This window comes from Helicobacter pylori FD535, from assembly GCF_000296015.2.
GTDB classification, from domain to species: Bacteria; Campylobacterota; Campylobacteria; order Campylobacterales; family Helicobacteraceae; genus Helicobacter; species Helicobacter pylori_CT.
In genome coordinates, this window is record NZ_AKHP02000019.1 from 35,927 (window position 1) to 62,782 (window position 26,856).

Sequence of the window (26,856 nt, forward strand, 5' to 3'; positions counted from 1 at the left end):
TTAAGTGTTTTTATTGTAACACTAAAAGGGTAATTAAGTTTTAACTTTATCTTAAAAAACTTTTTAAAACGCCCACAAACCCTCTATCAAAGCCGCTCAAATCCTTGTAAAACTCTGCATCATAACCGCAAAACTCCAAGCATTCTTTCAAGCTTTTTAACTGGTCATACCCCATTTCACAAGCCAAAAAAGGGATTTTTAATCCAGCGGCTAAAAAAACGATTTCTTTTAAGATTTCATCGCCTTTAACCCCCCCAAAAAGGGCTTCGTGCGGTTCTTTGAGAACGGATTTTTCCAAAGGATAACCTCTAGCGATATAGGGCGGGTTAGAGACAAGCATTTCTATCGTTGGCATGCGATCCCAAAGATGCGTTTTTTTTAAAAAAACACGCTCTTTTAAATTAAAGCGTTCAATATTTTTGGACGCCACTTCTAAAGCTTTTGGTGAAATATCGCTCGCAAAAATGGAAAGTTTAGGGTTTTCTAAAGCCAAACTAACAGACACGCAAGCGCTCCCTACGCCTATTTCGCCTATCTCTTTTAAATGGTATTGAGAAATAGTATCAAGGGCTTTTTTGACCAAAATCTCCGTTTCAGGCCGTGGGATTAAAACATGCTCATTCACAAAAAAAGAGCGCCCATAAAAATCACAGCTTTCTAATAAATACTCTATGGGGCAGTCGTTCAAGCGCTTTTCTACCAATTCAAAAAAGCGCACCTCTTCTTCGTGGTTTAACTCTAAATAGGCATGCGTGTGCAAAAAAACCCTTTCTTTTTGCAAGACAAAGCCTAATAAAATTTCAGATTCTAAGCCCCCCCTAAAACCTTTTTGCGATAATCCTTTTTTGGCTTTGTTTAGGGCTTGTGAAAGGGTCATTCAATTTCATAATCCAAAGCTTTCAAGCGCTCTAATAGGGGCGGGTGCGTGAAATGCAAGAAAACATAAAAAGGGTGCGAATAGGGGAACGCTTTATTCTCGCTCACAATAGACACTAACGCTTTGGCTAAAACCTCTTTAGAGCTTAAACTCGCCCCAAACTTGTCCGCATTGTATTCATTCTTTCGGCTAAAAAACCCGATCAAAGGCATAGCGTAAAAAGAAAATACCGGCAAAAACAAGAGTAAAATCGCAATCAAACTCGCTGGCGTTTGTGAGACATTAAAGCCTTCAAAAACTAATGGTGGCAAATGAGCGATCAAAGCAAAAACAAGAGCGAGCAAGCCTCCCATAATCCCTAAACTTTTCAACAAATCCTTATTTTTAAAATGCCCTAATTCATGCCCTAAAATGGCTAAAAGCCCTTCTGTCCCAACTTTAGAGATCAAAGTGTCAAACAACACCACCCGCTTGTTTTTGCCCAAGCCCCCAAAATACGCATTCAAACGCCCATCCCTCTTGCTAGCGTCCATCACAAAAATGCCTTCGGATTTAAAACCCACCTTATCCATCATGCTCTCAATTTGACTCTCCAAATCCCTATTATTCAAGGGGGTGAATTGGTTGAAAAGCTGAGCGATTTTAGGGTAAAAAAGATTAGCCAAGATCATAAAAGCAAACACGACAAAAAACGAGCTGATCTCCCAATGCTCCACATGTTCAATGATCATAATAAGAGTGTAAATCAACAACAATCCCACGCTTAAAGTGAGCAATAACCCTTTGAAAAAATCCTTAAAAAACAACGACAAACCCACCTTAGAAAAGCCAAATTCCTTATCCAAATGCATGGTGGTGTAGTAGCTAATGGGTAAGGATAAAACGCTTTGAATCGCTAAAAACAACAAAGCAAACACCAAGTAACCTAGCGTTTCAGAAAGGCTTAAATAATGCGTGAGATCTTCTAAATGCGTCAAGCCAAAAAAGACCCAACCAGCAAAGATTATCCCGTCTAAAATTTGAGAAATAATGGATAATTGCATTTTCCTAATGGCATAATTCCCCGCTTCTTCATAATCCTTTTGTGGGAGTAAAACAGGCTTCTCGCAGAGCTTTTGACGGATAAATTTCAATTGCAAAATATCGCCCACAATGTAAGGAGTCGTAAAAAAGAGCAAATAAAAAATACAAATTATCATATCTATCCATATGTCAAGCATGCTCTAAACCCCTTTCTCAATCAATTTGCCAATAAAAGTGTAGGAATTATAACAATTTTTCAAAAATTTGCCATAAAATTAAATAAATATGGTAGAAAAAAAGGGCTGTTTTTGAGCGTTTTTAATCCTAAAAAGCTGTGTTATCCAACTTGCTATAAACAAAAAGGTTTATCATGCCCTATTCTTTTAAAAAGCGTTTTTTAATCATTTACGCCCTTTCTACCTTGCTTTTAGTGGGGGTTTTGTTAGCGTTATTTTTCTTTTATGCGAAAAATAATCTCTTAGAGAACACCCAAATACGCATGCAATACACCGCTGATGCGATCGCTAAAAGCCTTTTAGAATTGGATAATGCCCATTCTTTAGAGCCTTTAAAAACCTTAGAAGAACGATTCAAAAACACCCCCTTTGTCTTATTAGATGAGAACAATAAAGTCAAGTTTTCTAATATCGGGGCGTTTGTGGCCTCTTTTAAAAATGACGCCTTAATCAAAACCCCTTATTTTACGCTCAAAAAACAAGGCTTTTACCTCACAGACAGCACCCCAACGAACCGCTTAGGGGTTTCTAAAATCATTATCGCAGAAGAAGAAATTCAAAAAAATTTTATCCCCCTTTATAAAATGATAGGCTATGTGTTTTTGGGCGCGAGTTTGTTTGTCGCGCTAATAGTTGGGTGGCTTTATAAAATCCAATCAAACTAAGTAAAAATTATTTTTCCACCAATACGGGCTTATTTTTAAAGCTTTTAAGCGCATTTTCAAGCTGTTTTAGGGCTTCTTCTTTCGTTTTATAAGGGCCAATAAAATAATGCGTGAGGGAGTCTTTTTTCTTTATTTGGTGAGGGAAAGTTTTGAGCGTTTGCAAAAAATCCTTACTGGGCGCGTTCAAAAAAGCCCCAATTTGCAAATAATACCCTTTAGGGATACTCGCATCTTTTAAGCTGGGTTTGATTAAGCTCTTTTTATTTTCGTTTTTAGGCGGCTCTTTTGTTAGGGGCTTGAATTCATCAAGAGCGAGCGTTTGCTTATGGGCTTTCTTGATTTTTCTTTTCACCTTTTTGCTTTCTATATAAAAATCATATAAATCATGGATTCTTTGTTTCACATAAGCTTCATAGCAATTCTCATAAATCGGACTATTTTCAATAGAAGCTTTAGGGCTTATGAGCATGACCAACGCCACGCATTCTTCATGGGCGACTTTGAGCCATTCTTCTTCGCTTTGTTCTAGGATTTCTTTAACTTTAGGGAACTCATACGGCGTGCCTTTCTCCATATTATCCAACATTTCTATAAGTTCTTCATGGACTTGATTGAGCCTTAATTGGATAGGGGGTAAATTTTTAGGCGTATTTTGAACGCTTTTAAGATCGGCTTTTTTATCCTCTAAACCAACAGCGTTTTTCAAAAAGAGGAAAACCAACAACAGAGTCATTTTTAATATACTTTTTTGCATTTATCACTCCCATGTTAAGTTTTCTATCTTGTTGCTTTATGGTAATCAAAAATACCAAATACCGCCATAAGAATTGTTTAAAACATGGGGTTTAGTTACTTTATTTTGTGCTAAAAGCCATTACCTTCAAATAGCTTTGATATAATAACTTTTAAAAACCATGAAAGGCTTACTATGCAATCTTTAAGTTTGTTAAACCAATTGGGCGCTAAAATTGATGAATTGATTGAAAAAATCAAAAAACAAGAAGAAGAGTTGAACGCTTTACGCCAAGCAAACACCACGCTGAATGCGCAAAATGAAGAAAAAGACATTCAAATCGCTATTTTATACGATGAATTGAGCGCTAAAGATAAGGGCATTCAAGGTCTTTATGACAAAATCTCTGATTTATTGTCATAAACCATTAAAAACATGCATTCCGAAAACGACAGCTTAGAAATCACTTATTTAGGCAAACGCTATAAAATCTCTCTCAATAACACCTTTAGCGATGAGATGAAACGCACCCTAAAAGAGCGTTTCCATAACCAAGAATTAAACGCCTTAGAGCTTTTAAAGGATTATTTGCATGAAAGTTGTCAAAACGAGTATTTGCACAATGAACTCAAAAAGCTTTTAGAAAAAATCTCATCATGTTCTATCACTTAATCGCTCCTTTAAAGAATAAAACCCCCCCTTTAACTTACTTTTCTAAGGAGCGGCACCAAAAAGGGGCGTTAGTCAATATCCCTTTAAGGAATAAAACGCTTTTAGGCGTCGTTCTTGAAGAAGTTTCAGAACCCTCTTTTGAATGCCTAGAGCTAGAAAAAACCCCTTATTTTTTACTCCCCTTTCAAATGGAGCTCGCTATTTTTATCGCTCAATATTACTCGGCTAATCTTTCTTCAGTCTTAAGCCTTTTTACTCCTTTTAAAGAATGTGATGGAATGGGGTTAGAAAAAATTGAGCCTGTTCTTAATATATTAAGTCAAACGCAAACCAACGCTTTAAAAGAATTGCAAAAACATTCAGCAAGCTTGCTCTTTGGCGATACGGGTAGCGGGAAAACCGAGATCTATATGCATGCAATCGCTCAAACTTTAGAGCAAAAAAAAAGCGCTTTGTTGTTAGTGCCAGAAATCGCCCTCACCCCTCAAATGCAGCAACGCCTTAAAAGGGTTTTTAAAGAGAATTTAGGCTTGTGGCATAGCAAACTCTCTCAAAATCAAAAAAAACAATTTTTAGAAAAGCTTTATTCCCAAGAAATCAAATTAGTGGTAGGCACACGAAGCGCGTTGTTTTTACCCCTTAAGGAGTTGGGTTTAATCATTGTAGATGAAGAGCATGACTTTTCTTATAAATCCCATCAAAGCCCCATGTATAACGCTAGGGATTTATGCTTGTATTTATCCCATAAATTCCCTATTCAAGTGATTTTAGGCTCTGCTACGCCAAGTTTAAAGAGTTACAAACGCTTTAAAGATAGGGCTTTAGTGCGCTTAAAGGGGCGCTACACCCCTACGCAAAAAAACATTATTTTTGAAAAAACCGAGCATTTTATCACGCCCAAACTCCTAGAAGCGCTAAAACAAGTTATAGACAAAAACGAGCAAGCCATTATTTTTGTGCCTACAAGGGCTAATTTCAAAACCTTGCTGTGTCAAAATTGCTACAAAAGCGTTCAATGCCCCTTTTGCAGCGTGAATATGAGTTTGCATTTAAAAACCAACAAACTCATGTGCCATTATTGCCATTTTTCAAGCCCTATCCCTAAAATTTGCAGCGCGTGTCAAAGCGAAGTTTTAGTGGGTAAAAGGATAGGCACCATGCAAGTGTTGAATGAGTTGGAAGGCCTTTTGAAAGGCACTAAAATAGCGATTTTAGATAAAGATCACACCAGCACGCCCAAAAAACTCCACAACATTTTAAACGATTTCAACGCTCAAAAAACCAATATCTTAATCGGCACTCAAATGATAAGCAAAGGGCATGATTACGCTAAAGTGAGTTTGGCGGTTGTTTTAGGCATAGACAATGTCATTAAATCTAATAGTTACAGGGCTTTAGAAGAGGGCGTGTCGTTGCTTTATCAAATCGCTGGGAGGAGCGCTAGGCAAATTTCTGGCCAAGTGTTCATTCAAAGCACCGAAACAGATCTATTAGAAAATTTCTTAGAAGATTATGAAGATTTTTTACAATACGAATTGCAAGAAAGGTGCGAACTCTACCCGCCTTTTTCAAGGCTGTGTTTGTTAGAGTTTAAGCATAAAAACGAAGAAAAAGCCCAACAATTGAGCCTAAAAGCCTCTCAAACCCTTTCTTTGTGTTTAGAAAAGGGCGTAACGCTCTCTAGCTTTAAAGCCCCCATTGAAAAAATCGCTTCTTCTTACCGCTACCTGATTTTGTTGCGTTCCAAAGACCCTTTAAGCCTAATTAAAAGCGTGCATGCGTTTTTAAAAACCGCTCCCAATATCCCTTGCAGCGTGAATATGGATCCTGTGGATATTTTTTAAAAACTTAAGTTTTATATATTATTTCAAAAAACTTAAGTTTTTCTGGCAACTAACAGCGTGAAATTCACCCATTTAAACAGCGCTTCCACATGCTTAAACCCTACGCTTTCTAAAAGAGCGACATTTTCTTTTAAACTATAAGGCACAAGCACATTTTCTAACGCTTCCCTTTTGAAAGCGATTTCATTGTGGCTATAGCCTTGATTTTGTTTATAAAGATAGTATAGCTCTATCATTTGCTTGTCTAATATCCGATCTTCGCTCATGATCTTTTCGCCCACCAATAAAACCCCATTCAACGCAAGGCTGTTATAAATCTTTTTGAGCAGCACCTCTCTTTGCATGGGGCGGACAAATTGCAGCACAAAAAGCAATGAAAACGCGCTCGCTTCTTGAAACTCAACCTCTAAAAAATCCATGCATTCAAAACGGGTATTTTTAAAATCTTTTAATTTTTCTTGCGCTTTTTTAAGCATGGGCATGGAATTGTCAATCCCTACAAGCTCAATATCTTGTTGGATTTGCCGGTTAAGCGCGATAAAAAAGTTCCCGGTAGAACAGCCCAAATCATAAATCAAGGGTTTAGGATTGAGATTTTCTTTTAAGTTTTGAGCGATAAAATACGCCCCCAAATCCAACATTTCATAATAATAGGGGATGGAGCGCTCCAGCATGTCATCAAAAACATGGGCGACTTTCTCATCAAAACAAAAGCGTTTATTTAGGGATTGATTAAACAGAGTGTCTTTCATTCAAAAAAGAAGCGTGGTTTAAAAATCTTTAAACCACAATAGTAATAACGCTTAAGCTTTTTTATGCACCAACTCATTGATGTAGTAATCCACTGAGCCTAAGCCTTCTTTTTTCGCCCATTCATAGCATTGAGAAACAAAATGCCAATTGATATGCCCATAGAATTTTTCCAAATACACAGGGCGCGCGTTTTTATGGTCAATATAATAAGCATGCTCCCACACATCTACCACTAAAAGCGGCACTTTTTTATCCGTAACTGGGGTTTGAGCGTTGCTCGTTTGAATGATTTCAATTTTTTGAGTGTCTAAATTATACGCTGCCCAATTCCAGCCAGAGCCAAACAGAGTGGTCGCACTCTTAATGAAGTCTTCTTTAAATTTTTCCAACGAGCCGAAATCTTTTTCTAAAGCCCCTTTTAACTCATCGCTTAAGGCAGTCGCTTTGGGGCTTAGGCAATCCCAATAAAAATCGTGGTTGTAAATTTGAGCAGCGTTATTAAACACGCCTCCGCTAGATTTTGTCAAAATAGCAAACAAAGAACTTTTCTCAAAATCCGTGCCTTTGATGAGGTTGTTCAAATTATTCACATAAGTTTGATGGTGTTTCCCATGGTGGAAATCAAACGCTATGGGGCTTAAAAAATCTCCCATGCTGTCTTTAGCAAAAGGCAACTCTCGTAATGTAAACATGTTTTCTCCTTGTGATCAGATAGCCGTATTGTAATCATTTTTTAATACTTTTTGGTAAATCTTTTCTTAAAAATTGATCGTTATGCAAATTTTGTAGATTTTAAGGGGTTTTTTAAAATTAAAACGACTTTTTAAACAAATTTTTTTTAAATTTTTTAAAAGTTAATCTTAATGGGCTATTATTCCAACGCAATACAGCAATTCATTAGAAAGGATTTAACAATGCAAAAAGTTACTTTTAAAGAAGAAACATACCAATTAGAAGGGAAACCCTTAAAGGTGGGCGATAAAGCTCCTGATGTGAAATTGGTCAATGGCGATTTGCAAGAAGTCAATTTGTTGAAGCAAGGCGTGCGTTTTCAGGTCGTTAGTGCGCTTCCTAGTTTAACCGGATCGGTTTGCTTGCTCCAAGCCAAACACTTTAATGAGCAAGCCGGCAAACTGCCTTCTGTGAGTTTTAGCGTTATTTCTATGGACTTGCCTTTTTCTCAAGGGCAAATTTGCGGTGCTGAAGGCATTAAGGACTTAAGAATCTTAAGCGATTTTAGATATAAGGCTTTTGGGGAAAATTACGGCGTGCTGTTAGGCAAAGGCTCTTTTCAAGGCTTACTCGCTCGATCGGTGTTTGTTCTTGATGATAAGGGAGTGGTTATCTATAAAGAAATCGTTCAAAACATTTTAGAAGAGCCCAATTATGAAGCGCTTTTAAAAGTGTTGAAATAGGAAATCCTTAAAAGGAGGGGGCTACAATTTAGTGAATCTCAACGCAAAAAGCCCCACTTATTAAAAAGTGTTGGCGATAAAAACTAAAAATAAGGGGTTCTTTTTAATCCGTTTAAAAAATTTTCACGCTGTTTTTAAAAGAAAAGATTAAAAAAACTCTGTTTTGAATCAAACATTATCGCTTGATTAAAATCAAGCTTTTTAACGGGATAAGTCCTTCTCAAAGCCCATAGGGGGCTTATTTAGATAGAAAAGGTTTTTAAAAGTCTTTCTTTAAGATTTCTTCCACTCTTAAAATGGTTACGAGTCTGTCGTTTTGTTTCCCAATGCCATAAGTTAAATTATTGTTATCGCTCAAAGTCTCTGGCACCGGGTCAATATCCGTTTGCTTGATGCGAATGGCTTCGGTTAAGCGATCGATGAAAAACCCAGCGATCTGATCGTTATGGCGCACCACCAGATAACGAGTGTCTTTGTTTTGCTTTTCAGCTTTCAAGCCAAACTTTAAACGCAAGCTAATTAACGGGAAGACATTACCCCTTAAATTGAACACGCCAAGCACATAGTTTGGGGTTTCAGGGACTCGAGTGTAACCAATGGGTTTGACGATTTCTAAAATATTCAAAATGGGAATGGCGTATTCTTCATCGCCAATAATAAAGCCAATGAATTGCAAAATTTCTTCACTATCTTCTTGTTTAGAACCCGCACTAGCTTCTTTTTGTCTTTCAAATAAATCTTTCAATTGATTGCTCATGACTGGTCTCCTTCTAATTTAATGCTGCGTTTCACCACGGTGGTTAAATACTCACCGCTATAAGGTTTGGTGATGTATTCAGTCATGCCGGATTCAACGCCGCGCATCCTGTCGGTTTTAGTTACCCGACTGGTTACTGCGATCAAAGGCAGGTTTTTGAATTTATTGTATTTACGCACTTCAGAAGCGAAAGTGTAGCCATCCATTTTAGGCATTTCAATATCCACTAAAATAGCGTCCGGAATCTTATCGCCATTTTTAAGCATTTCTAAGCCTTCTAACCCGTTAGCGGCCTCTAAAATCGTGATGCCTAATGGTTTTAAACATTTGCGGATAATCGCTCTATCCGTGCTGCTGTCATCAATCGCTAAGACAATATAATCGCTAGGAGAATTTTTGCTCTTCGTGTTTTCGGATTCGTTCATCAAGGTAGTGATATTGACCTTGATGCTTTTTGCCATATCCATCATCGCTCCCACATCTACAATAAGAGTGATTTTCCCATCGCCTCTCACCGTAGCGCCAGCAATGCCTCTAGTGTTTTTAAGATAGTAGCCTAAAGATTTGATGACCACTTCTTCTTGACCGATTAAATAATCCACGATCACGCCAATTTTTTGATCGGCCAAGCCAATGATAACCACATACACATCTGAGTTAGATTCCAAAATGGCATCCACTTTAAAAATATCAGAAAGGCGCACCAAAGAAAGCACCTCATCTCTCAAACGCAACACGCTCTTGCCATCAACGGTGTAGATTTCATCTTGGCTGATGCGCACGGTTTCTAACACTGAAGAAAGCGGGATAGCGTAATATTCTTCTTGAACGCCCACGAGTAAAGCTTGAATGATAGCCAGAGTGAGAGGGATTTTAAGCTTTTGAGTCGTGCCTACCCCCACTTCTGAATCAATTTCAATGATCCCATTGAGCTTTTCAATATTGGTTTTCACCACATCCATGCCCACGCCTCTGCCTGAAACATTGGAAACGACTTTTGCGGTAGAAAAGCCGGGCTTGAAAATGAGGTTAAACGCTTCCCTATCGCTCATGCCTTCAGCGTCTCTTTCGCTAATCACCCCTTTTTCAATCGCTTTTTCTTTAAGCATCACAGGGTCTAATCCCTTGCCATCATCAGAGATTTTAATCACAATGTGGTTACCCTCATTATACGCGCTCAATTGCACTTTACCGGTTTCAGGCTTGTTAAGCCTTCTTCTTTCTTCTAAAGGCTCAATCCCATGATCGCATGAGTTGCGGATAATGTGGATGAGCGGATCGCCAATCTCTTCTACAATGGATTTGTCTAATTCGGTTTCTTCGCCTTCAATGATCAGTTCAATGCTCTTGCCTAATTCCCGACTCAAATCCCTTACCATGCGAGGGAATTTATTGAACACCTTGCCCACTGGTTGCATCCTGGTTTTCATCACCGCAAGCTGCAAGTCTGTCGTTACCGCTGAAATAGAAGAAACCACCTGGTTTAATTCCTCTAAAAACTTTTCCCCATCATAGCGTTCTTCCACATCGCTATAAATCCTAATCAAGCGATTCTTTCCTAAAACAAGCTCACCGATTAAATTCATTAAGTGATCCAAGCGGCGCACATCCACCCTAACGGTTTGCTCCACGCCAATAGAGGGGGCTTTATTTTCTTCAGTATCGGCTTTAGTCTTAGCTTTAGTTTCTGTTTTGGGGGCTTTGGGGGTTTCGGTTTTGAGAGTTTCTGTTTTGGGGGTTTCTTTTGTTGGGGTAACTTTTTGTTTGGGTTTGGCTTCTTGTTTTTTTTGAGCTCTTCGTTCTTTATCAGCCTCCTGGCGTTTGTTCAATAGCCGTTCAATCTCTGCTTCCACTTCTTCAGCGCTCATGTTAGTATAATCCAAATCCGGCTCATCGGCCAGCGGGTTATCGCTTGCGGAGTTTTCTGCAGTAGGGGCTTTTGCTTTGTTTTCTTTATTTTCTTCTTTCGCCTCTTCTTTATTTTCTTCTTTATTTTCTTCTTTCGCCTCTTCTTTATTTTCTTCTTTATTTTCTTCTTTCGCCTCTTCTTTATTTTCTTCTTTATTTTCTTCTTTATTTTCTTTTTGGGGGGCTTCTTTAGTCCCTGAAGTTTCTTTAGCGCCCTCCAAATTTTGGCTCGTGATGGCTTGAAGCTGTTTGACCGCTTCTTCAATTTCGTTTTCCTTGCCGTTATTGGTATCAGAGCCGGTATCTCTAATCGTTACGAGCAAGGTTTTCATCAAATCAATAGAGCACAACACGACATCCATAATATCAGGCGTGATTTTGATTTCGCCCTTTCTGGCACGATTCAAGACATCTTCCATGTTGTGCGTGAGGTGCGTGAGAATGTTGAGATTCAAAAACGAGCTAGAGCCTTTAATAGTATGAGCGACTCTAAAAATGCGGTTGAGCAAGTCCAAATCCTCAGGGTTATGCTCCAATTCCACTAAATCCTGATCCAGCTGCTCGTTCATTTCAAAGGCTTCAATCAAGAAGTCTTCCATTATTTCTTGCAAATCATCCATTTAAAACCCCTTTTTAGCGTTTGAGATAAAAGTATTTTACAATTTTATAAAAAGAATTACGCATTCTTGTCTAAAATCTTAGAAATTTCTTCGGTGAATTTCTCTGCGTCAAACTTGACTAAATACGCTACAGCCCCCATTTCTTTAGCCCTTTCAGCGCTATAATTATCGCAAATAGAAGAATTAAAAATCACAGGAATATAAGCAAACCTGGGGTCTTTTTGGAGCTTGAATAAGAAATGATAGCCATCCATTTTAGGCATTTCAACATCTGAAATAATGAATTTCAAATGTTTTCTCAAATCGTCCCCATATTTTTTGAATAACATTTCTAATTTATTCAACCCGTCTTCCCCATCCACAGCTTCAGTGATGCTAAAACCCATTTTACTCAAATGGTTTTTTAAGGTTTTTCTTGCGGTCTTGCTATCGTCTAAAAACAACACTTCGCCTTCAAAACGCTCTTTAGGGGTATCTTTAGCGTTTTTAGCGTCTTCATTAAGCTTTAAATCGTCTAAAATGCTTTCTAAATCCAAAATGAGCAGGGTTTTGTCGTTTTCAATGCGTGTCGTGCCGGTGATATTTTCTTTATTGACGCTATTAGATGCGCTAAAGGAGGCAGGCTCCACATCTTTCCAGCTAATACGCCTGATGCGCCTAGCGGAATGGACTAAAAAGCCCATTTTAACATTGTTAAATTCAGTGATAATGACGATTTTTTCGTTTTCCTTGCTTTTATCCGGGACAATCCCTATCCATTTAGCCAAGTCTATAAGCGGAATGATCGTGGAGCGCAAATCAAACACGCCGATAATGTAATCCAAATTCGTGGGGTATTCAAAAAGAGTGGGCATGGGGATGATTTCTTGGACTTTAGCCACATTGATGCCATAAATCCCCTCATAAGGGACGCCCTCTTGCATGCCATAAATACGAAAATCCACGAGTTCTATCTCACTCAATTTTAAATCGTTAGCTGTTTTTTCTGCCATGATTTAGGCGTCCTTATTTTGAGATGGTTCTAAAATGCTTGATGATACCTTAAAAAGGCTTTGTTCGTAATAAAAGGAAGGCAGTGGGCAATAAATAGGCGTATTCAAGGGGATTTTTGCGCCGCTTTTGAGATGAAAATGCCCCTCTATAATGCCGTCAATGCTATCTAAGTTCAGATCTTTAATGTAGTTTTGATAGGCTTTTAGGCGCTTTTCAATAAAAGATTGCAATTCTTTTGGCTCTAATTCCCAAAGGCGGATGGGTTTTTGATAAATGAGTTTTTTAAAAAGGGGGTATAAGGTTTTAAAACTTAATAAATTTAAAAAAGTTAAAAAAAATCTAGCCCAAGTGGAGGTGAGCTGCGTGATGTAAAATTCATACGCTTTAGTAATGAATAAATCCCCATGGGATAGTAAAAAGCGTTTGTTGTCATACTGGAATAATACGGGCTGGTTTTGGCGCTCAAAAACCACCACTTTGGAATTGAATACAAAACGCATGGAAAAATCATGATTACCCTCAAAATAAAAGACTTGTGAAATTTCGCTTAACGCATGGATTAAACCAATGATTTTTTGCTGCTCTTTATCTAGGGGTAAATAGCCCACAAGAACATGGAAAATATCGCCCATGAAAAAGACTTGTGGAGGTTTGGCGCTTAAAAGTTCTTTAAGCGTATGGATTAAATGAGGGCTTTTAGGCAAAAAATGTGCATCAGAGATAAAAACAGCCCCATTTTTAAGTGCATAAGATTCTAGCATCTTACTCTTTGAATAAAAAAGAGCCAATCCTTAAAAGATTCGCCCCGCAAGCAATCGCTAATTCAAAATCATCGCTCATGCCCATTGAAAGAATACTCGCGTTCTTTAATCGGTCAAAAAGCTTTTTGGTGGTGGTAAAGGACTTCTCAATTTCCTTTTCATCATCAGCATGAGCGCCTATACACATAAGCCCCTTAAGTTTGAGATGCTTGCAAGTTTCACTGATTTGAGAATAAATTTCTAGCGTTTCTTCAGGCGCCACCCCGCTTTTACTTTCCTCATACGCGCTATTAACCTGTAAAAGAGCGTTTAAATTGACGCCCAGTATTTCGCAACGCTTTTCTATCTTCAAAGCGAGTTTTAAGGAGTCTAAAGAATGCAAAAGAGCGGGTTTTAAACTCAAAAGCGCATTGATTTTATTCTCTTGTAAAGAGCCTATCATGTGCCATTCAAGGGGCAAATGCTCTAGGCTTTGTGCCTTCATTTTTAGATCCTGGACTCTGTTTTCTCCAAAAGCCCTTTGAGAGCAGTTATAATAATGTTGGATAGCTTCTAAGGAAGCGTTTTTTGAAACAGCCACGATTTTTACAATGTGGTGCCTTGAATAGGCGGTGCGAGCCTTTTCTATTTTTGCGATGAGGGTATCAATCCTTTGGCTATAATCTGTCATAGCTCTTCTTTATAGATCTTCTTTATGCGTGCTAAAAGAATGCGTGAGATGGAATTTTTGATTTAAAGTTTCAAAATCTTTTAAAAGCCCTTTCTTTTTCAAATCCTCTATGACTTCCATGGAGCAATTGGTTTCTGTAGGCCATTCTCTAAAATGTTTATCCATGACGCCCTTATTGGTAGCGTCTATAAAAAAACAATGTTTAGAGGTGAGAATATCGCGCTGCGCGTCAATATTATTGACGATGCGCCATAGCAGCATGTAAGGGTTGTTTAAATCGTTGCTGGTATGCTCTACAAAGATGACAATGCGTAAATACTCTTCAAAACCGAGCAAGTTTTTAGCCAATTCAATGACGCTTTTGTCTTTCTTTTCCACGCTAATGACGCAAATGGGGTTACGGGTGTGCGGGTAATATTGCTTCAAAAGAACGATATTGGGCATTTTATCTTGTAAAAGCGCTAATAAGGCGTTATCGTTTAAAAGCGTGGGGTGGGGGGTGTTGCTTTTAGAGGTCGCATCAATACCGAGTTTCCCCCCCATAGCGTATTCAGGGCTTGCATGATCTAAAGCGTCGCATATGCCTTGAGAGATGAGAATTTTTTCTTTAGAAAAATTTTCTAATATATACTCAATGATAGCGTTGGTGTCTCTTAAATTGGGAGCGTCTTCATTGACAAAAATCGCATGTTTGACAAAACTCATCTGCCCCACGCCCCAAAAAGCATGCATGACTTGTTTGGCATGAGCGTTATAATGCGTGTGTATTTTGGCTAAAATCAAATTATGGAACACCCCGTTTTCTGGCATGTAATAATCTATCAGATTGGGGGCGTTCATTTGAAGCAAGGGCAAGAACAAGCGTTCAGTCAAATACCCCATGTATTTGTCTTCTAAAGGGGGCTTACCCACCACAGTGGCCAAGTAAATGGAATCTTTTTTATAGCTAATAGTTTTGACTTCTAAAACAGGGTAAGGCTCAATGGGGGTATAATAGCCAGTGTGATCCCCAAAAGGCCCTTCAAGTTCTAGCTTTTCGCAATCCACAAACCCTTCTATCACAATGTCGCAGTCGCTTGGCACGCTCAAAGAATTGCTTAGGCATGGCATCACGCACGCTTTTTTTCCTCTCATAAACCCATAGAGCATGAGTTCATAAACCCCATAAGGTAAGGGGGCTGTCGCGCACCATGTGTAGAGCAAATCCCCACCAATAGCGATACTGACAGGCATTTTGACTTTAGCATTAGCGTATTCGTGGAAAAAGAGTTGGGAGTCTTTATGGATTTGCCAGTGCAAGCCTAAATGGTTTTTATCATAAACTTGCAAGCGGTACATGCCCAAATTCTTTTTTTTATGATCCAGGCTTTGGGTATAGACTTGCCCCATAGTGATAAAAGCCCCGCCATCTTTTTCCCAAGTTTTTAAAACGGGTAGATCCAACAAATTGACTTCTTTATCTCGCTTGATAATGAGGTCTTTAGGGCGAGCGGTTTTTTTAGGGAAAATGTGTCTTAAATCCCATAAATCTTTTAAGGCTTTCAAAATCTCAGTGAAATTTTTAGGAGCGTTAAAGTGCAAGAACGCTTGCATGCGTTGTTGCAGGCTTTCTATGGGGGTTTTTAATAAAAGATCTAGGCGTTTGAAAGAGCCAAAAGCGTTCATTAAAACCGGCATGTCAAAGGTTTTGATTTGGTTACGCTCTTTTCTTATGGGTTGCGTGAATAAAAGGGCTTTGCCCCCATTAGGTTTTTTCGCTTCTATATAGGCCAGATGAGCGATTTCTAAATCCACTTCAAGGGGGGTGTCAATGACTTCTAATTCATCATGTTTTTTTAAAAGCTTTAAAAAATTTCGCATCCAACTACCTTAAATAACCACATAATGAACGCTTAAGCATGCAGGAATGCTTTTAAGCTCTTCTAAAACTTCCAAAGAAACTTCTTCATCTACAATAATGAGCGCTAAAGCTTCTTTTTGCGTGTTACGCCCCAAACGAAAATCAGCGATGTTGATGCCATGCCTAGCGAACGCATTCCCCACGCTCCCAATAACGCCTGGAATATCCGTATTCCTGAATAAAAGCATTCTACCCTTTGGCTCTATATCAATATGGAACCCATCAATCTCAGTGAGTTTTAAAATATCTTCTTCAAACACCGTGCCGCTCACGCTGATGGTGCCATTAGCCGCATTTAGAGTTAAAGAGAGCATGTTTTTATAGGGCGAAGCGCTTTCTTTAAGGCTAACCTTAATCTCAATGCCTCTTTCTTTGGCCACAAAGGGGGCGTTAATGTAATTGATTTTATCCCCTACAACAGGTTTTAACACCCCCACTAGCGCAAAGGCTACAAGGGCGTCTTTAAATTGGTTGATCTCCCCACAAAGACTAAGCTCAATTTTTTGGCACACGCCCTTATGGATTTGACTGGAAAAATAACCCAATTTTTGCGCTAAATTCAAGTAGGCTTTTGCGCTCGCGTCAAAAGCTTGCATGGGTAAATTCAAAGCATGCGGGTGGCTTGAACCCCTTAAAGATTCCATAACCCCTTGAGCGGCTTGTTTGGAAATTTCTTCTTGGGATTCTAAAGTGTTCGCGCCAATATGGGGGGTCGCATAAACATTAGGCAAGTCTAAAAGCTTGTTGTGAATGCCAGGCTCTTTAGAAAAGACATCAATGCCAAGCCAACGCACTTTTTTGGTTTCTAAAGCTTCATAAAGAGCGTCTTCATTATAAAGTCCACCCCTAGCGCAATTGATCAAAATAACCCCTTTTTTCATGCGTTCGATCTCTTTAGTGCCTATCATGTTAATGGTTTCTTTATTTTTAGGGGTGTGGATAGTGATCACATCGCATTGCAAAATGTCTTCAAAATTTTTTGTGTAAATGACCCCTAAATCAGTGGCTTTTGAAGAAGGGATATAAGGATCATAGGCTAAAACCTCCATTTCAAAGGCTTTAGCTCTAGTGCCCACCCTAGAGCCAATATTCCCAAAACCAATGATGCCCAGTTTTTTATTTTTCAATTCCGTGCCATACCAATCTTCTCTTTTCCATAACCTTTGGTGTTTGATTTGATCGTTCGCACAAGGGAACGAACGCACTGCATTGATCAAATGCGCCATGGTCAATTCCACGGCGGCAATCGTGTTAGCGGTAGGGATATTCATCACTACAATCCCTTTTTGAGAACAGCTTTCTAAATCAATGTTATCCACTCCCACGCCCGCTCTCACGATGGATTTTAAGTGGGTTAAGGGTTTTAAAAAATCGCTTGTGATAGGGGTCATGCTGCGCGTGATGAGCGCGTCCATGGGAGTGAGTTTTTCTAAAAGCTCATTTTTGGGGCATTTGGAATAATCATGCAAGACAATGTCTTTTTGAGCTTCCAAAATTTGAATGCCTTTAGCATGGATGGGGTCGCAAATGGCTACTTGATACATTTTTATCCTTTGAATTTAAAAAACAGCATGATAGCGTATTTTGTAATAGTCTAAATCAGCTAAAAAGCGTTCTTTTTTGTTTTTATCTAAATAGATGATGAGGTTAGGTTGGTTTTTGGTGTTATCGTAAGCGTAATCAATTTGTTCTTTTTTAAGGATTTCTTTCAAACACAAGAATTGATAACCCTTTAAATCCTTAATGATAAGCTTTGAATATTCCCTTTTTTTTTCTTCAAAAGGGATTTCAAAATGATGCTCTATAACAGGGTAATTGATAACTTCTTGCGCATCAAGGTTTTGAGAAAGGGCGTTATTGCGATCTTCTTCGTTATGAGGGGCTTTTTCATTATGAGAGGTCTCATCAGAGCTATTTTCTTCTAGGTTAATGTCATGGCTTTTTGCATCTGCATGAGAAATGGCGGGTATTTCTTTTTTAACGCTTAAAAACAAATAGGCTAAAACGCCAAGAGCGACAGCTAGGGAAATAAAAGCAACAACACTCTTAAATCTCATGCCATTCTCATGCTTTTAAAATCGCTCTTTAGAGTTTTTCTTTAAGAATATCCCCTAAAGTCATTTTATCATCGCTCGTGTTAAAAGCTTGCAATTCTTCTTTTTCTTTTTTGCGTTCTAACCTATGCACAGAAGCGTGCACCTTGTTGTTAGATTTTTCAATCGCAACCACCACGCATGTGATTTCTTGCCCTATTTTGATTTCATCTTTTTTCAAGGGGTTCAAATCTTCATTTTTGATGAGCACATCAATGCCATCAGCATTAATGAAAACGCCAAAATCCTTAATGCTCACCACTTTGCCTTGAATCACGCTATCTGTTTTATGTTTTTGAGCGAATTCTTCTGTAGGGGAAGTAACCAAGTGCTTCGCGCTCAAAGAAATCTTTTTATCTTTTTTGTTGATTTTAAGGATTTTCACTTTGATCACATCGCCAATTTTATAGTGGTCTTTGCACTTTTTATCTTTATCCCAAAAAGCGTCGTGATTGTGGAGCAAACCATCCACCCCACCCAGATTCAAAAACGCCCCAAAATCCGTTAAAGTCGCTACTTTGCCTTCTAAAATATCTCCCACTTGGTGTTTGGATTCAAAAACATCAAAAGGCCTGTTAGTGAGTTGCTTTAAAGAAACCCTTAAGCGGCGGTTTTTAGGATCAATGTCAATGATCTTCACATCAATCTCTTGCCCCACGCTCAAGTAGTTGTTAGGGTGGCTGACATTTTTATCCCAAGAGATTTCAGAAACATGCAAAAAGCCTTCAATATCATTACCAATATCTACAAACACCCCATAATGTTCAATATTGCTCACCACCACCTTAATGGCGTATCCGGGTTTGAGCTTGTCTTGGATCTCTTCCCATGGGTCTTCTATGGTCGCTTTTATGGAGAGTGAAAGGCGTCTTTTTTCTTCGTCATAAGCGATGGCTTTGACATAGACTTCATCGCCCTCTTTGTAGTATTTTTCAGGGTTGACTGGTCCTTTATGGCTGATTTCAGAATAATGAACCAAGCCCTCAATCCCCTTAGCTTCTACAAAAATGCCAAAAGGGGTGATCTGGCGCACAACTCCTAACACCGGCTCTGTAGCTTCTAACAATTCTTTAGAAACCTCAAGCTGCCGTTTGTCATTGACTTCAAAGAATCGTTTGCGAGAAATATTGATAGAATGGTTTTCCTTATCCACACGAATGATGCATGCTTTAATGCGTTTGCCAATATGGTTTGCGTCATTCTTTAAAGAAGAGTGCGAGCGGGAGAGGAAATACTCCACGCCTTGAGACTCCACGATATAACCCCCTTTATTCTTGCCTACAATCTTGCCTTCAATAATGGCGTTTTCATAGTTTCCGCCTAATTCTTCAATTTTAGCTTGAATCTTTTGTTGGGAAATGGCCTTTTTGTAGGAAACGCTAGGGTGTTCACCTTTTTCGGACACATGCACGATAATGGGGTCATTTTTTTGATACAGCAACCGCCCCTTTTCATCGGTGATCTCGCTCAAAGCCAAACGGCCTTCTGTCTTACCGCCCACGCTCACCATGGCATAACCATCATTCTCATTGATGGAAACGATTAGCCCTTCTTTGATAGTGCCTTTTTCTAGGGTTTCTTCTTTTTCTAATTCTTTTTTAAAGAGTTTTGCGAAGTTTTCCTCCTCGTCATTAAAGTTCTGATCATCTGCTATCTTGCTCATTGACTGCCTTACTATAAAATAAATATAAAATCCTTAGGGGTATTGTATCCTTTTTTGGCTTACAAAATCGTTTAAAAACTAACAATTAGCGGTTTTTTTAAAGAAAATTTTCAAAATGTGTTAAATCGTGCTGATTTTTTGCTTGACATTTTCTATAATCCAATCCGGCGTGGAAGCCCCAGCGGTAATCCCGCACAATTTTTTATCCTTAAACCACGCCAACTCTAATTCGTTTTCATCTTCTACCAAGTAGCTGTCTTCACAATGCTGTTTGGCGATGCTTAGGAGCTGTTTGGTGTTTGAAGAAGTTTTACCGCCCACGACTATCATAATATCCACTTCCTTACTCAAATCCAAAGCGGCTTTTTGGTTGTAAGAAGTAGCGTTACAAATCGTGTTAAAAATACGCACTTCAGTGCATCTTTCCACCAAATAAGAAGCGATTTGCAAGAGTTTTGGGGTCTGTTTGGTGGTTTGGGAGACTAAAGCCACTTTTCGTTGGAGCTTTTTTTCTTGCAATTCTTCTAAAGAATTGATGACTAAAGCCTGGTTAGTGGCATAGCTGATCACGCCCTTGACTTCAGGGTGGTTAATATCCCCAAAAAGCACGATTTGATACCCTTCTTTACTCATGGACTCCACAATTTGCTGAGGCTTGATCACATACGGGCAAGTCGCATCAGTGATTTTGACCCCCTTATTTTTCAAGTATTCTAAATCCTGCTTAGGAATGCCATGGGTTCTTATGATCACGCTCTTATTTTTAGGGATTTTTTTAGGGTCTTCTTCAATTTTCACATTGAAGTTTTTTTCCAAACGATTGATTTCTTTAGCGTTATGGATGAGCGAGCCAAAAATCAAGCTGTTTTGATTTTTTTCAGCGATTTGTATCGCTCTTTTGACGCCAAAACAAAAACCATAATCCTTAGCCATTTTAATTTCCATTGAAACTCCCTTTTTTGAATAGATTGAGTAAGCGTTTGAATTGCGGGAAAGAAATGTTTGCACATTCTAAATTATCAATTTCTAAAGGCAATGCTAAAGTTAAAATAGCGAAACTCATCGCAATCCTGTGATCATTAAAGCTTTTAATAAGGGGGGGTTTTTTTTGAGAAAAGCGCTGTTTTAATTGGGTTATATCTTCTAATCCCTCTATGTAAAATCCGTCTTCAAACTCTTCGCACTCAATCCCTAAAGCTTTGAAGTTAGAAATAACCGCTTTTATCCTATCGCTTTCTTTAGATCGTAAATCTTTAGCGTTTTTGACCATGCTTTTGCCTTTTGCAAAGAGCATAGCGATGCTTAAAGCAGGGATTTCATCAATAAGACTGGCGATATTTTGCTCAATATTAATCGCTTTTAAAGGGGCATGCTCTATATAAATATCGCCAATCATTTCTAAATCTTTGGATTGGATCGCATACTCTATGGAAGCACCCATTTTTTTCAACGCTTCAAAAGCTTCTATGCGAGTGGGGTTGAGCAAGACATTTTTTAAAAGAAGGCGGCTTTTTGGCGTGATCACGCAAGCGATGGCGAAAAAAAACGCGCTAGACGGATCATTAGCTATAGTAAAATCAAAGGCTTCTAGGGGTTTTTCTAGGGGTGAAATCATTAAAACGCCGTCTTGATTTTGAATATTAGCTCCCAAACTTTTAAGCATGATTTCTGTGTGGTTACGGCTAAGCTCACTTTCTTTATAAATGCTTGAGCCTTGAGCTTGTAGGGCACTTAAAATAAAAGCGCTTTTGACTTGAGCTGAAGCGATAGGGCTTTCATAATGACAAGCTTTTAAAGGACTCCCTAAGATCACTAAGGGGGCGAAATGGTTATCCTCTCTCCCTAAAATCTTTGCCCCAAAAGCTTTCAAAGGTTCAATGATTCTTTTCATGGGGCGTGAGTTTAAGGAATTGTCCCCGCTTAAAACAAAAAGGCCTTTTTGAGCGCTTAAAAGCCCGCTGTATAAACGCATACTGGTACCAGAATTGTTGCAATTTAAAATCCTGTTAGGCTCTTTTAAAGCCGTTGGGGGCGTGATTTTAAAAGAATTTTTGGCGGTATTTTCCACTTTAGCTCCTAAATTTTGAGCGATTTCTAAAGAGCTTAAACAATCTTCTCCCATTAAAAAATTCCGCACAACACAAGGCTTTTGAGCGAGCAGGCTAAAAATAACGGCTCTGTGCGAGAGCGATTTATCGCTAGCGTTAATGTCAAGCTCTATCACATATTATCCTTTATATTATCCCTTAAGGCGGGCGTTAAATTCTTTTTCTAAAATTTCAAGCGCTTTTTGCACGGCTGCATTGACCTCTTCGTCATTCAGGGTTTTTTCTAAAGAATGGATCACGCAACGCACGCTTAAGGCTATGGAATTATGACTTTCTTTAAAAATATCAAGGGGTAGAATCTCGCTTAAATTAGGGATTTGAGCGTCTTCTAGGGCTTTTTTAATCCTGCTAAAAGCGGTGTTTTCATCAATGATGAGAGTCAAATCCCTCACACTGCTAGGGTAAATGCTAAAGGGTTTTAACAGCATGGCAGGGCGTTTGAGTTTAAAAGCGTCTATCTCAGCATAATAGCTTTCAAACAAATCCAATTCCTGGATCACTTTAGGGTGGATTTTAGCGATTACGCCTATGACTTTGTGGTTTTGAATGATTTTAGCGCTCTGGTAGGGGTGGTTAATGGGGGGTTGAGTGGTTAGTTTTTCCAAGCTGAAATCCCCTATAACTTTTGAAACGCATTCGGCAAAAGAGTAAAAATCCCAAGCCTTGCCCTTAGAATCAGGGTAGCTTTCTTTTTTTTGTAAGCCGCTCGCTAAAAAGCCTAGTTTTTGGATCTCTTCTCTTTTAGAGTTATACACGCTCCCCTTTTCATAAAGGGCTATGCTTTTAAACCCTAAATTTTTATTCCTTAAACTGGCGTCTAAAAGCCCACAAACAAGGCTCGTTCTTAAGGTGTTTAACTCCGTTGTGATAGGGTTTTGCAATTCTAGGGGATCTTCTAAAACTTCAAAGCCCAGTTTTTGCTGCTTTTCTTTAGAATAAAACACGTAATGAATGACTTCTTTAAAACCGCAAGCGAGAGCCTTGTGTTTAAGGTTTTCAAAAAAGCGGTGCGTGTCATAATGGGGGTTTGAATTTTTGTTACTGATGCAATTAAGAGGCTTTGAGACTAGATTATCAATCCCTACAAAGCGTAAGATTTCTTCAGCAATATCTTGGATCGTTTGAATGTCATGCCTGAAATTTGGCGCCACAACCTCTAAAATTTGGGGTTTTGAGTTTGGCTCTTTTACGCTAACTTTAAAGCCTAAATTTTTTAAAATGCCTTGAATTTTTTCTGTTTCTACAGCAAGCCCTAAAATTTCGGTAATGTCTTCAAGTTTGAATCTAAGGGCGCGATCTTTTAAAGCATGCTTAGTCTGTTTGCTTTCTAAAATTGCCGCTTTCAAATGAGCGCTTAAAAAATTCAAGCCGTCTGATAAATTAGGGTTGCTCCCCCTAGCGCTTCTATAAATAAGGGCGTTGTCTTTTTGAAGCGTTTTTTCTTTTAGGGCGTGTAATTTTAAAGACAGGCTTACAGGATCAATATAGCTCGCTTCTAAAAGCAAACACTCGCTCAAATCTTTTTGATCTTGATGCTTGATAGCGATGGTGGAGCGTTTTTGATGGTTAATATAAACGCTTTCAAGGTTATTTTCATCGTTTTTCACGCTCAAATCAATAGGGGTTATATTCAGGCTATAAGCGTTCATTACCACCCCACTAAAATGCGCGCTAAATTCTATGAAATTGTTTAGATCGTTCTCATTTAAGGCATTGTTGTGAGCGAGCGAAAGTTTGATATTTAAAGGGGTTTTTAAAGAATGATTGCAAACCAAATAATAAGCCAGATGCGATTCAATATTTTCACCCGCACTAAGCGTGATCAAATCGCTTTTTGGCGTAAAATTTAAAGCCTTGATAGGTTTTAGGGGCGTGTGATAAAAGGCGCTAATCTCTCTGGCAATCCCTAAAACGCTCAAGCAATCCCCACGATTGGGAGTCAATGAAATTTCTAAAACATGCGTGTTGAAAGGGGCGTATTCGTTTAATTCTTTCCCTAAAACCAACTCCCCAACACTCTCATCTAATTCCAAGATGCCATCATTGATTTTAGGGAAGCCCAATTCGCTACTAGAGCAAATCATGCCGCAGCTTTCAACCCCCCTAAGCTCAGTTTTAGCGATGGTTGTTGAGCTGATTAGCGCCCCATTTAAAGCGACTGGCACGAATTGGTTTGGCGCGACATTTTTAGCCCCACACACGATTTGTAACACTTCCTTGCCCACACCCACTTGACACACGCTGAGTTTTTCAGCGTTTTTATGGGGGGCTTTTTCTAAAACCTTACCAACAACCACATTTTTAGGAGCGACACAAGGGATACAGCTCTCCACTTCTAAACCTAAGCGGCTCAAATCCTCACAAAGTTTGGCTATATCTTTGGGTGTATCTACAAAAACATTCAAATCATTGACACTCAGTTTCATTAAAAGCTCTCCAACACCCTCAAATCAGTTTCAAAAAAACTGCGCAAATCATTGATCTGGCAAGTCAGCATGGCTAATCTTTCAATCCCCATGCCAAAGGCAAACCCGCTCACATTCTCATACCCTATGGCTTCAAACACCGCATTATTGACCATGCCGCAGCCTAACACTTCTAGCCAGCCTGTGTGCGAGCAAACCCTACAGCCTTCTTGCTTGCAAAACACGCAACTAATATCCACTTCAGCGCTTGGCTCTGTGAAAGGGAAAAAGCTAGAACGCCACCTTAATTTCACGCCGCCAAAGAAATAATGCAAAAAGTCTTCGATCACGCCCTTTAAGTGCGTGAAACGGATATTCCCTTTTTGATCCACGACAAGCCCTTCAATTTGATGGAACATTGGCGTGTGGGTCAAGTCATAATCGCGCCTAAAGGTCTCGCCTAAACAAATCATCTTAATGGGTGGGGTTTGTTCTTGCATGGTGTGGATTTGAACGGGCGAAGTGTGGGTCCTTAAAAGCTTGTGATCTTTAAAATAGAAAGTATCTTGCATGTCTCTTGCGGGATGGTAAGGGGGCAAGTTTAAAGCGCTGAAATTATGGAAATCATCTTCCACTAAAGAGCCGATTTCAAGCTTGTATCCTAATGGGATAAAAAATTCAATGATTTTGTTTTTAGTGTGGTTTAAAGGGTGAGAAGAGCTTGTTTTAATAGCGTTAAACAAACTCACATCAATTTTTTCTTTTTTCAAGCGTTCTTCTAATTCAAGCTCTAAAATCGCCTTTTTTTTCCATTCAAAGGCCTTTTCAAACGCTTGTTTATAATGGTGGATTTCTTTAGCAAAGGCGTTTTTTTCTCCGCCGTTCAGGTTTTTGAGCTGGTTGAATTTATCCGCAAAAACCCCTTTTTTACCCAAAGCATTCAAGCGCGCTTCTTCTAACTCTTTGCTATTAGTAACCTTTTCTAATCGCTCTATTAAGGTGTGCAATAACGATCCTTATATTTTATTTTTAAAAAGCTATAATACAACTTTAATAAAAGAAAAACCTTAAAAGGGAGCAAAAAAGCATGAATGTGTTTGAAAAAATAATCCAAGGCGAAATCCCTTGTTCTAAGATTTTAGAAAACGAGCGTTTTTTATCCTTTTATGACATTAACCCTAAAGCTCAAGTGCATGCATTAGTGATCCCCAAACAAAGCATTCAGGATTTTAACGGCATCACCCCAGAGCTTATGGCTCAAATGACAAGTTTTATTTTTGAAGTGGTGGAAAAATTAGGCATCAAAGAAAAGGGCTACAAGCTTTTAACCAATGTGGGTAAAAACGCCGGGCAAGAGGTGATGCATTTGCATTTTCATATTTTAAGCGGGGATAAACATTAAAAGCGTTGGTGGTGTTTCGTGCAAGCGTTTTTAAATAGGAGTTTCGCTCCCTTACTCAATCCTAACGAGAGCGTTTTAGAGCAGGTTAAATCCAGTATTATTTTAAAAAAAGGGGTGTCTTATTTTGACTGGGGGGCTTCGGGTTTAGCGAGCACTTTAGTGGAAAAGCGCGTGAAATCTTTACTGCCTTATTACGCGAACGCTCATTCTGTTGCTTCTAAACATGCGATTTTAATGGGCATGCTTTTAAAAGAGTGCCAAGAAAAGTTAAAGCGTTCTTTAAATTTGAGCGATGGTTATTGCGTCTTGAGCACGGGGTATGGGGCGAGCTCAGCGATTAAGAAATTTCAAGAAATTTTAGGGGTGTGTATCCCTTCAAAAACGAAGAAAAACTTAGAGCCGTATTTGAAAGAGATGGCTTTAAAGCGTGTGATTGTAGGGCCTTATGAGCATCATTCTAATGAAATCAGCTGGCGTGAAGGCTTGTGTGAAGTGGTGCGTATCCCTTTGAATGAACATGGCTTATTGGATTTAGAAATTTTAGAGCAAGTTTTAAAAAAATCCCCTAACAGCCTGGTTTCTATGAGCGCGGCTTCTAATGTAACCGGACTGCTTACGCCCTTAAAAGAAGTTTCATCATTGTGTAAGAAATATAAGGCCGATTTGGCTTTGGATTTAGCGAATTTTAGCGCACATGCTAACCCTAAAGATTGCGAGTACCAAACCAGTTTTTATGCGCCTCATAAGCTTTTAGGGGGTATTGGAGGGTGCGGTCTTTTAGGCATTTCTAAAGATTTGATTGACACGCAGATCGCCCCGAGTTTTAGCGCAGGGGGCGTGATTAAATACGCTAATTGCACACGGCATGAATTTATTGATGAATTGCCTTTAAGAGAAGAGTTTGGCACGCCAGGATTGTTGCAATTTTACAGGAGTGCTTTAGCGTATCAATTAAGAGATGAATGCGGTTTGGATTTTATCCACAAGAAAGAAAACAACCTTTTAAGAGTGCTCATGCATGGCTTAAAAGACTTGCCCGCTATTAATATTTATGGGAATTTAACAGCGAGTCGTGTGGGGGTAGTGGCTTTTAATATTGGGGGGATTTCGCCCTATGATTTAGCGAGGGTTTTAAGCTATGAACACGCTATTGAGACCCGGGCAGGTTGCTCTTGCGCGGGGCCTTATGGGCATGATTTATTGAATCTTAACGCTCAAAAGTCAAGCGATTTTAACGCTAAACCCGGATGGCTTAGAGTGAGCTTGCACTTCACGCACTCCATAAACGATATTGATTATTTGCTAGACAGCTTGAAAAAAGCGGTTAAAAAATTGCGTTAAGCTAAAACTATTTTTAA

Annotated in this window: 25 protein-coding genes; 7 read left to right on the top strand and 18 right to left on the bottom strand. The window is 38.9% G+C overall.

Annotated elements, in window-relative coordinates; all coding sequences use genetic code 11:
* Nucleotides 1–46: 46 nt before the first annotated feature.
* Together DV63_RS12005 and DV63_RS12010 are read right to left on the bottom strand one after the other, a co-directional pair.
* On the bottom strand, nt 47–877 hold the full coding sequence (locus tag DV63_RS12005) for a peptide chain release factor N(5)-glutamine methyltransferase (protein ID WP_000176077.1): 831 nt from the start codon (nt 875–877) through the stop codon (nt 47–49).
* Nucleotides 874–2,097: a M48 family metallopeptidase gene (locus DV63_RS12010; RefSeq protein ID WP_000884456.1), complete on the bottom strand. Its 1,224-nt coding sequence runs from the start codon at nt 2,095–2,097 to the stop codon at nt 874–876. The genes DV63_RS12005 and DV63_RS12010 overlap by 4 nt, the downstream gene beginning before the upstream one ends.
* A 173-nt stretch (nt 2,098–2,270) precedes the next feature.
* On the opposite strand from DV63_RS12010, the gene DV63_RS12015 reads away from it, so the two are divergent.
* Nucleotides 2,271–2,801 carry a hypothetical protein gene (locus DV63_RS12015; protein ID WP_001146954.1) on the top strand — a complete coding sequence of 177 codons (531 nt, stop codon included), beginning with the start codon at nt 2,271–2,273 and terminating at the stop codon, nt 2,799–2,801.
* A gap of 7 nt (nt 2,802–2,808) precedes the next feature.
* Here the strand turns inward: DV63_RS12015 and DV63_RS12020 are convergent, their stop codons facing one another.
* A complete protein-coding gene (locus DV63_RS12020; RefSeq protein ID WP_001172446.1) occupies nt 2,809–3,555 on the bottom strand; it encodes an SPOR domain-containing protein in 747 nt (248 codons plus the stop codon).
* 174 nt (nt 3,556–3,729) lie between these two features.
* On the opposite strand from DV63_RS12020, the gene DV63_RS12025 reads away from it, so the two are divergent.
* Genes DV63_RS12025 through DV63_RS12035 form a run of 3 tightly spaced genes read left to right on the top strand, consistent with a single transcriptional unit; the run spans nt 3,730 to nt 6,050 of the window.
* Entirely contained in the window at nt 3,730–3,957 is a 228-nt protein-coding gene (locus DV63_RS12025; RefSeq protein WP_001191188.1) for a cell division protein ZapB, read from the top strand.
* A gap of 12 nt (nt 3,958–3,969) precedes the next feature.
* Nucleotides 3,970–4,206, top strand: a complete 237-nt coding sequence (locus DV63_RS12030; RefSeq protein ID WP_000555362.1) for a hypothetical protein — start codon at nt 3,970–3,972, stop codon at nt 4,204–4,206.
* Nucleotides 4,191–6,050: a primosomal protein N' gene (locus DV63_RS12035; protein WP_000499336.1), complete on the top strand. Its 1,860-nt coding sequence runs from the start codon at nt 4,191–4,193 to the stop codon at nt 6,048–6,050. The genes DV63_RS12030 and DV63_RS12035 overlap by 16 nt, the downstream gene beginning before the upstream one ends.
* 32 nt (nt 6,051–6,082) lie before the next feature.
* Here the strand turns inward: DV63_RS12035 and cmoA are convergent, their stop codons facing one another.
* Together cmoA and sodB are read right to left on the bottom strand one after the other, a co-directional pair.
* Complete coding sequence (cmoA, locus tag DV63_RS12040) at nt 6,083–6,802, bottom strand: carboxy-S-adenosyl-L-methionine synthase CmoA (protein ID WP_000655632.1); 720 nt, start codon at nt 6,800–6,802, stop codon at nt 6,083–6,085.
* Nucleotides 6,803–6,853: 51 nt separating this feature from the next.
* Nucleotides 6,854–7,495, bottom strand: coding sequence for a superoxide dismutase [Fe] (sodB, locus tag DV63_RS12045; protein WP_000494599.1), 642 nt, complete (start codon nt 7,493–7,495; stop codon nt 6,854–6,856).
* 222 nt (nt 7,496–7,717) lie between these two features.
* Between sodB and tpx the strand changes: the two genes are divergently transcribed.
* The gene (gene tpx / locus DV63_RS12050; protein WP_001174684.1) at nt 7,718–8,218 is read left to right on the top strand and encodes a thiol peroxidase; all 501 of its coding nucleotides are present in this window, start codon (nt 7,718–7,720) and stop codon (nt 8,216–8,218) included.
* A gap of 259 nt (nt 8,219–8,477) precedes the next feature.
* Here tpx and cheW read toward each other — a convergent pair whose 3' ends face one another.
* From cheW to pheS, 13 genes are all read right to left on the bottom strand, one after another.
* On the bottom strand, nt 8,478–8,975 hold the full coding sequence (gene cheW / locus DV63_RS12055; RefSeq protein WP_000070769.1) for a chemotaxis protein CheW: 498 nt from the start codon (nt 8,973–8,975) through the stop codon (nt 8,478–8,480).
* Nucleotides 8,972–11,503: a chemotaxis histidine kinase/response regulator CheAY2 gene (gene cheAY2, locus DV63_RS12060; protein ID WP_020982397.1), complete on the bottom strand. Its 2,532-nt coding sequence runs from the start codon at nt 11,501–11,503 to the stop codon at nt 8,972–8,974. Before cheAY2 ends, cheW begins: the two co-directional genes overlap by 4 nt.
* Before the next feature lie 56 nt (nt 11,504–11,559).
* Complete coding sequence (gene cheV3, locus DV63_RS12065; RefSeq protein ID WP_000818704.1) at nt 11,560–12,495, bottom strand: chemotaxis protein CheV3; 936 nt, start codon at nt 12,493–12,495, stop codon at nt 11,560–11,562.
* A gap of 3 nt (nt 12,496–12,498) precedes the next feature.
* Nucleotides 12,499–13,257 (bottom strand): UDP-2,3-diacylglucosamine diphosphatase, encoded by a 759-nt coding sequence (locus DV63_RS12070; protein WP_000894282.1) that lies wholly within the window; start codon nt 13,255–13,257, stop codon nt 12,499–12,501.
* Nucleotide 13,258: 1 nt separating this feature from the next.
* Entirely contained in the window at nt 13,259–13,927 is a 669-nt protein-coding gene (locus DV63_RS12075; protein WP_000133282.1) for a YggS family pyridoxal phosphate-dependent enzyme, read from the bottom strand.
* 9 nt (nt 13,928–13,936) lie between these two features.
* A complete protein-coding gene (locus DV63_RS12080; protein WP_001243505.1) occupies nt 13,937–15,787 on the bottom strand; it encodes a menaquinone biosynthesis decarboxylase in 1,851 nt (616 codons plus the stop codon).
* A 9-nt stretch (nt 15,788–15,796) separates the two neighbouring features.
* Nucleotides 15,797–17,371 carry a phosphoglycerate dehydrogenase gene (serA, locus tag DV63_RS12085; RefSeq protein WP_000285129.1) on the bottom strand — a complete coding sequence of 525 codons (1,575 nt, stop codon included), beginning with the start codon at nt 17,369–17,371 and terminating at the stop codon, nt 15,797–15,799.
* Nucleotides 17,372–17,386: 15 nt separating this feature from the next.
* Nucleotides 17,387–17,884, bottom strand: a complete 498-nt coding sequence (locus tag DV63_RS12090) for a hypothetical protein (protein ID WP_001211341.1) — start codon at nt 17,882–17,884, stop codon at nt 17,387–17,389.
* Between the two features lie 28 nt (nt 17,885–17,912).
* Nucleotides 17,913–19,583, bottom strand: coding sequence for a 30S ribosomal protein S1 (locus tag DV63_RS12095; RefSeq protein ID WP_000034000.1), 1,671 nt, complete (start codon nt 19,581–19,583; stop codon nt 17,913–17,915).
* A gap of 120 nt (nt 19,584–19,703) precedes the next feature.
* Nucleotides 19,704–20,528 (bottom strand): 4-hydroxy-3-methylbut-2-enyl diphosphate reductase, encoded by an 825-nt coding sequence (locus tag DV63_RS12100; RefSeq protein ID WP_000403560.1) that lies wholly within the window; start codon nt 20,526–20,528, stop codon nt 19,704–19,706.
* Nucleotides 20,518–21,807 carry a 3-phosphoshikimate 1-carboxyvinyltransferase gene (gene aroA / locus DV63_RS12105; RefSeq protein WP_000570974.1) on the bottom strand — a complete coding sequence of 430 codons (1,290 nt, stop codon included), beginning with the start codon at nt 21,805–21,807 and terminating at the stop codon, nt 20,518–20,520. The genes DV63_RS12100 and aroA overlap by 11 nt, the downstream gene beginning before the upstream one ends.
* Nucleotides 21,808–21,822: 15 nt before the next feature.
* Complete coding sequence (gene pheT, locus DV63_RS12110; protein ID WP_000778244.1) at nt 21,823–24,117, bottom strand: phenylalanine--tRNA ligase subunit beta; 2,295 nt, start codon at nt 24,115–24,117, stop codon at nt 21,823–21,825.
* Nucleotides 24,117–25,103 carry a phenylalanine--tRNA ligase subunit alpha gene (gene pheS / locus DV63_RS12115; protein WP_000557079.1) on the bottom strand — a complete coding sequence of 329 codons (987 nt, stop codon included), beginning with the start codon at nt 25,101–25,103 and terminating at the stop codon, nt 24,117–24,119. Before pheS ends, pheT begins: the two co-directional genes overlap by 1 nt.
* Before the next feature lie 80 nt (nt 25,104–25,183).
* On the opposite strand from pheS, the gene DV63_RS12120 reads away from it, so the two are divergent.
* Both DV63_RS12120 and DV63_RS12125 read left to right on the top strand, forming a co-directional pair.
* A complete protein-coding gene (locus tag DV63_RS12120) occupies nt 25,184–25,498 on the top strand; it encodes a histidine triad nucleotide-binding protein (RefSeq protein WP_001100360.1) in 315 nt (104 codons plus the stop codon).
* An 18-nt stretch (nt 25,499–25,516) separates the two neighbouring features.
* On the top strand, nt 25,517–26,839 hold the full coding sequence (locus tag DV63_RS12125; RefSeq protein WP_001147652.1) for an aminotransferase class V-fold PLP-dependent enzyme: 1,323 nt from the start codon (nt 25,517–25,519) through the stop codon (nt 26,837–26,839).
* Nucleotides 26,840–26,856 lie beyond the last annotated feature (17 nt).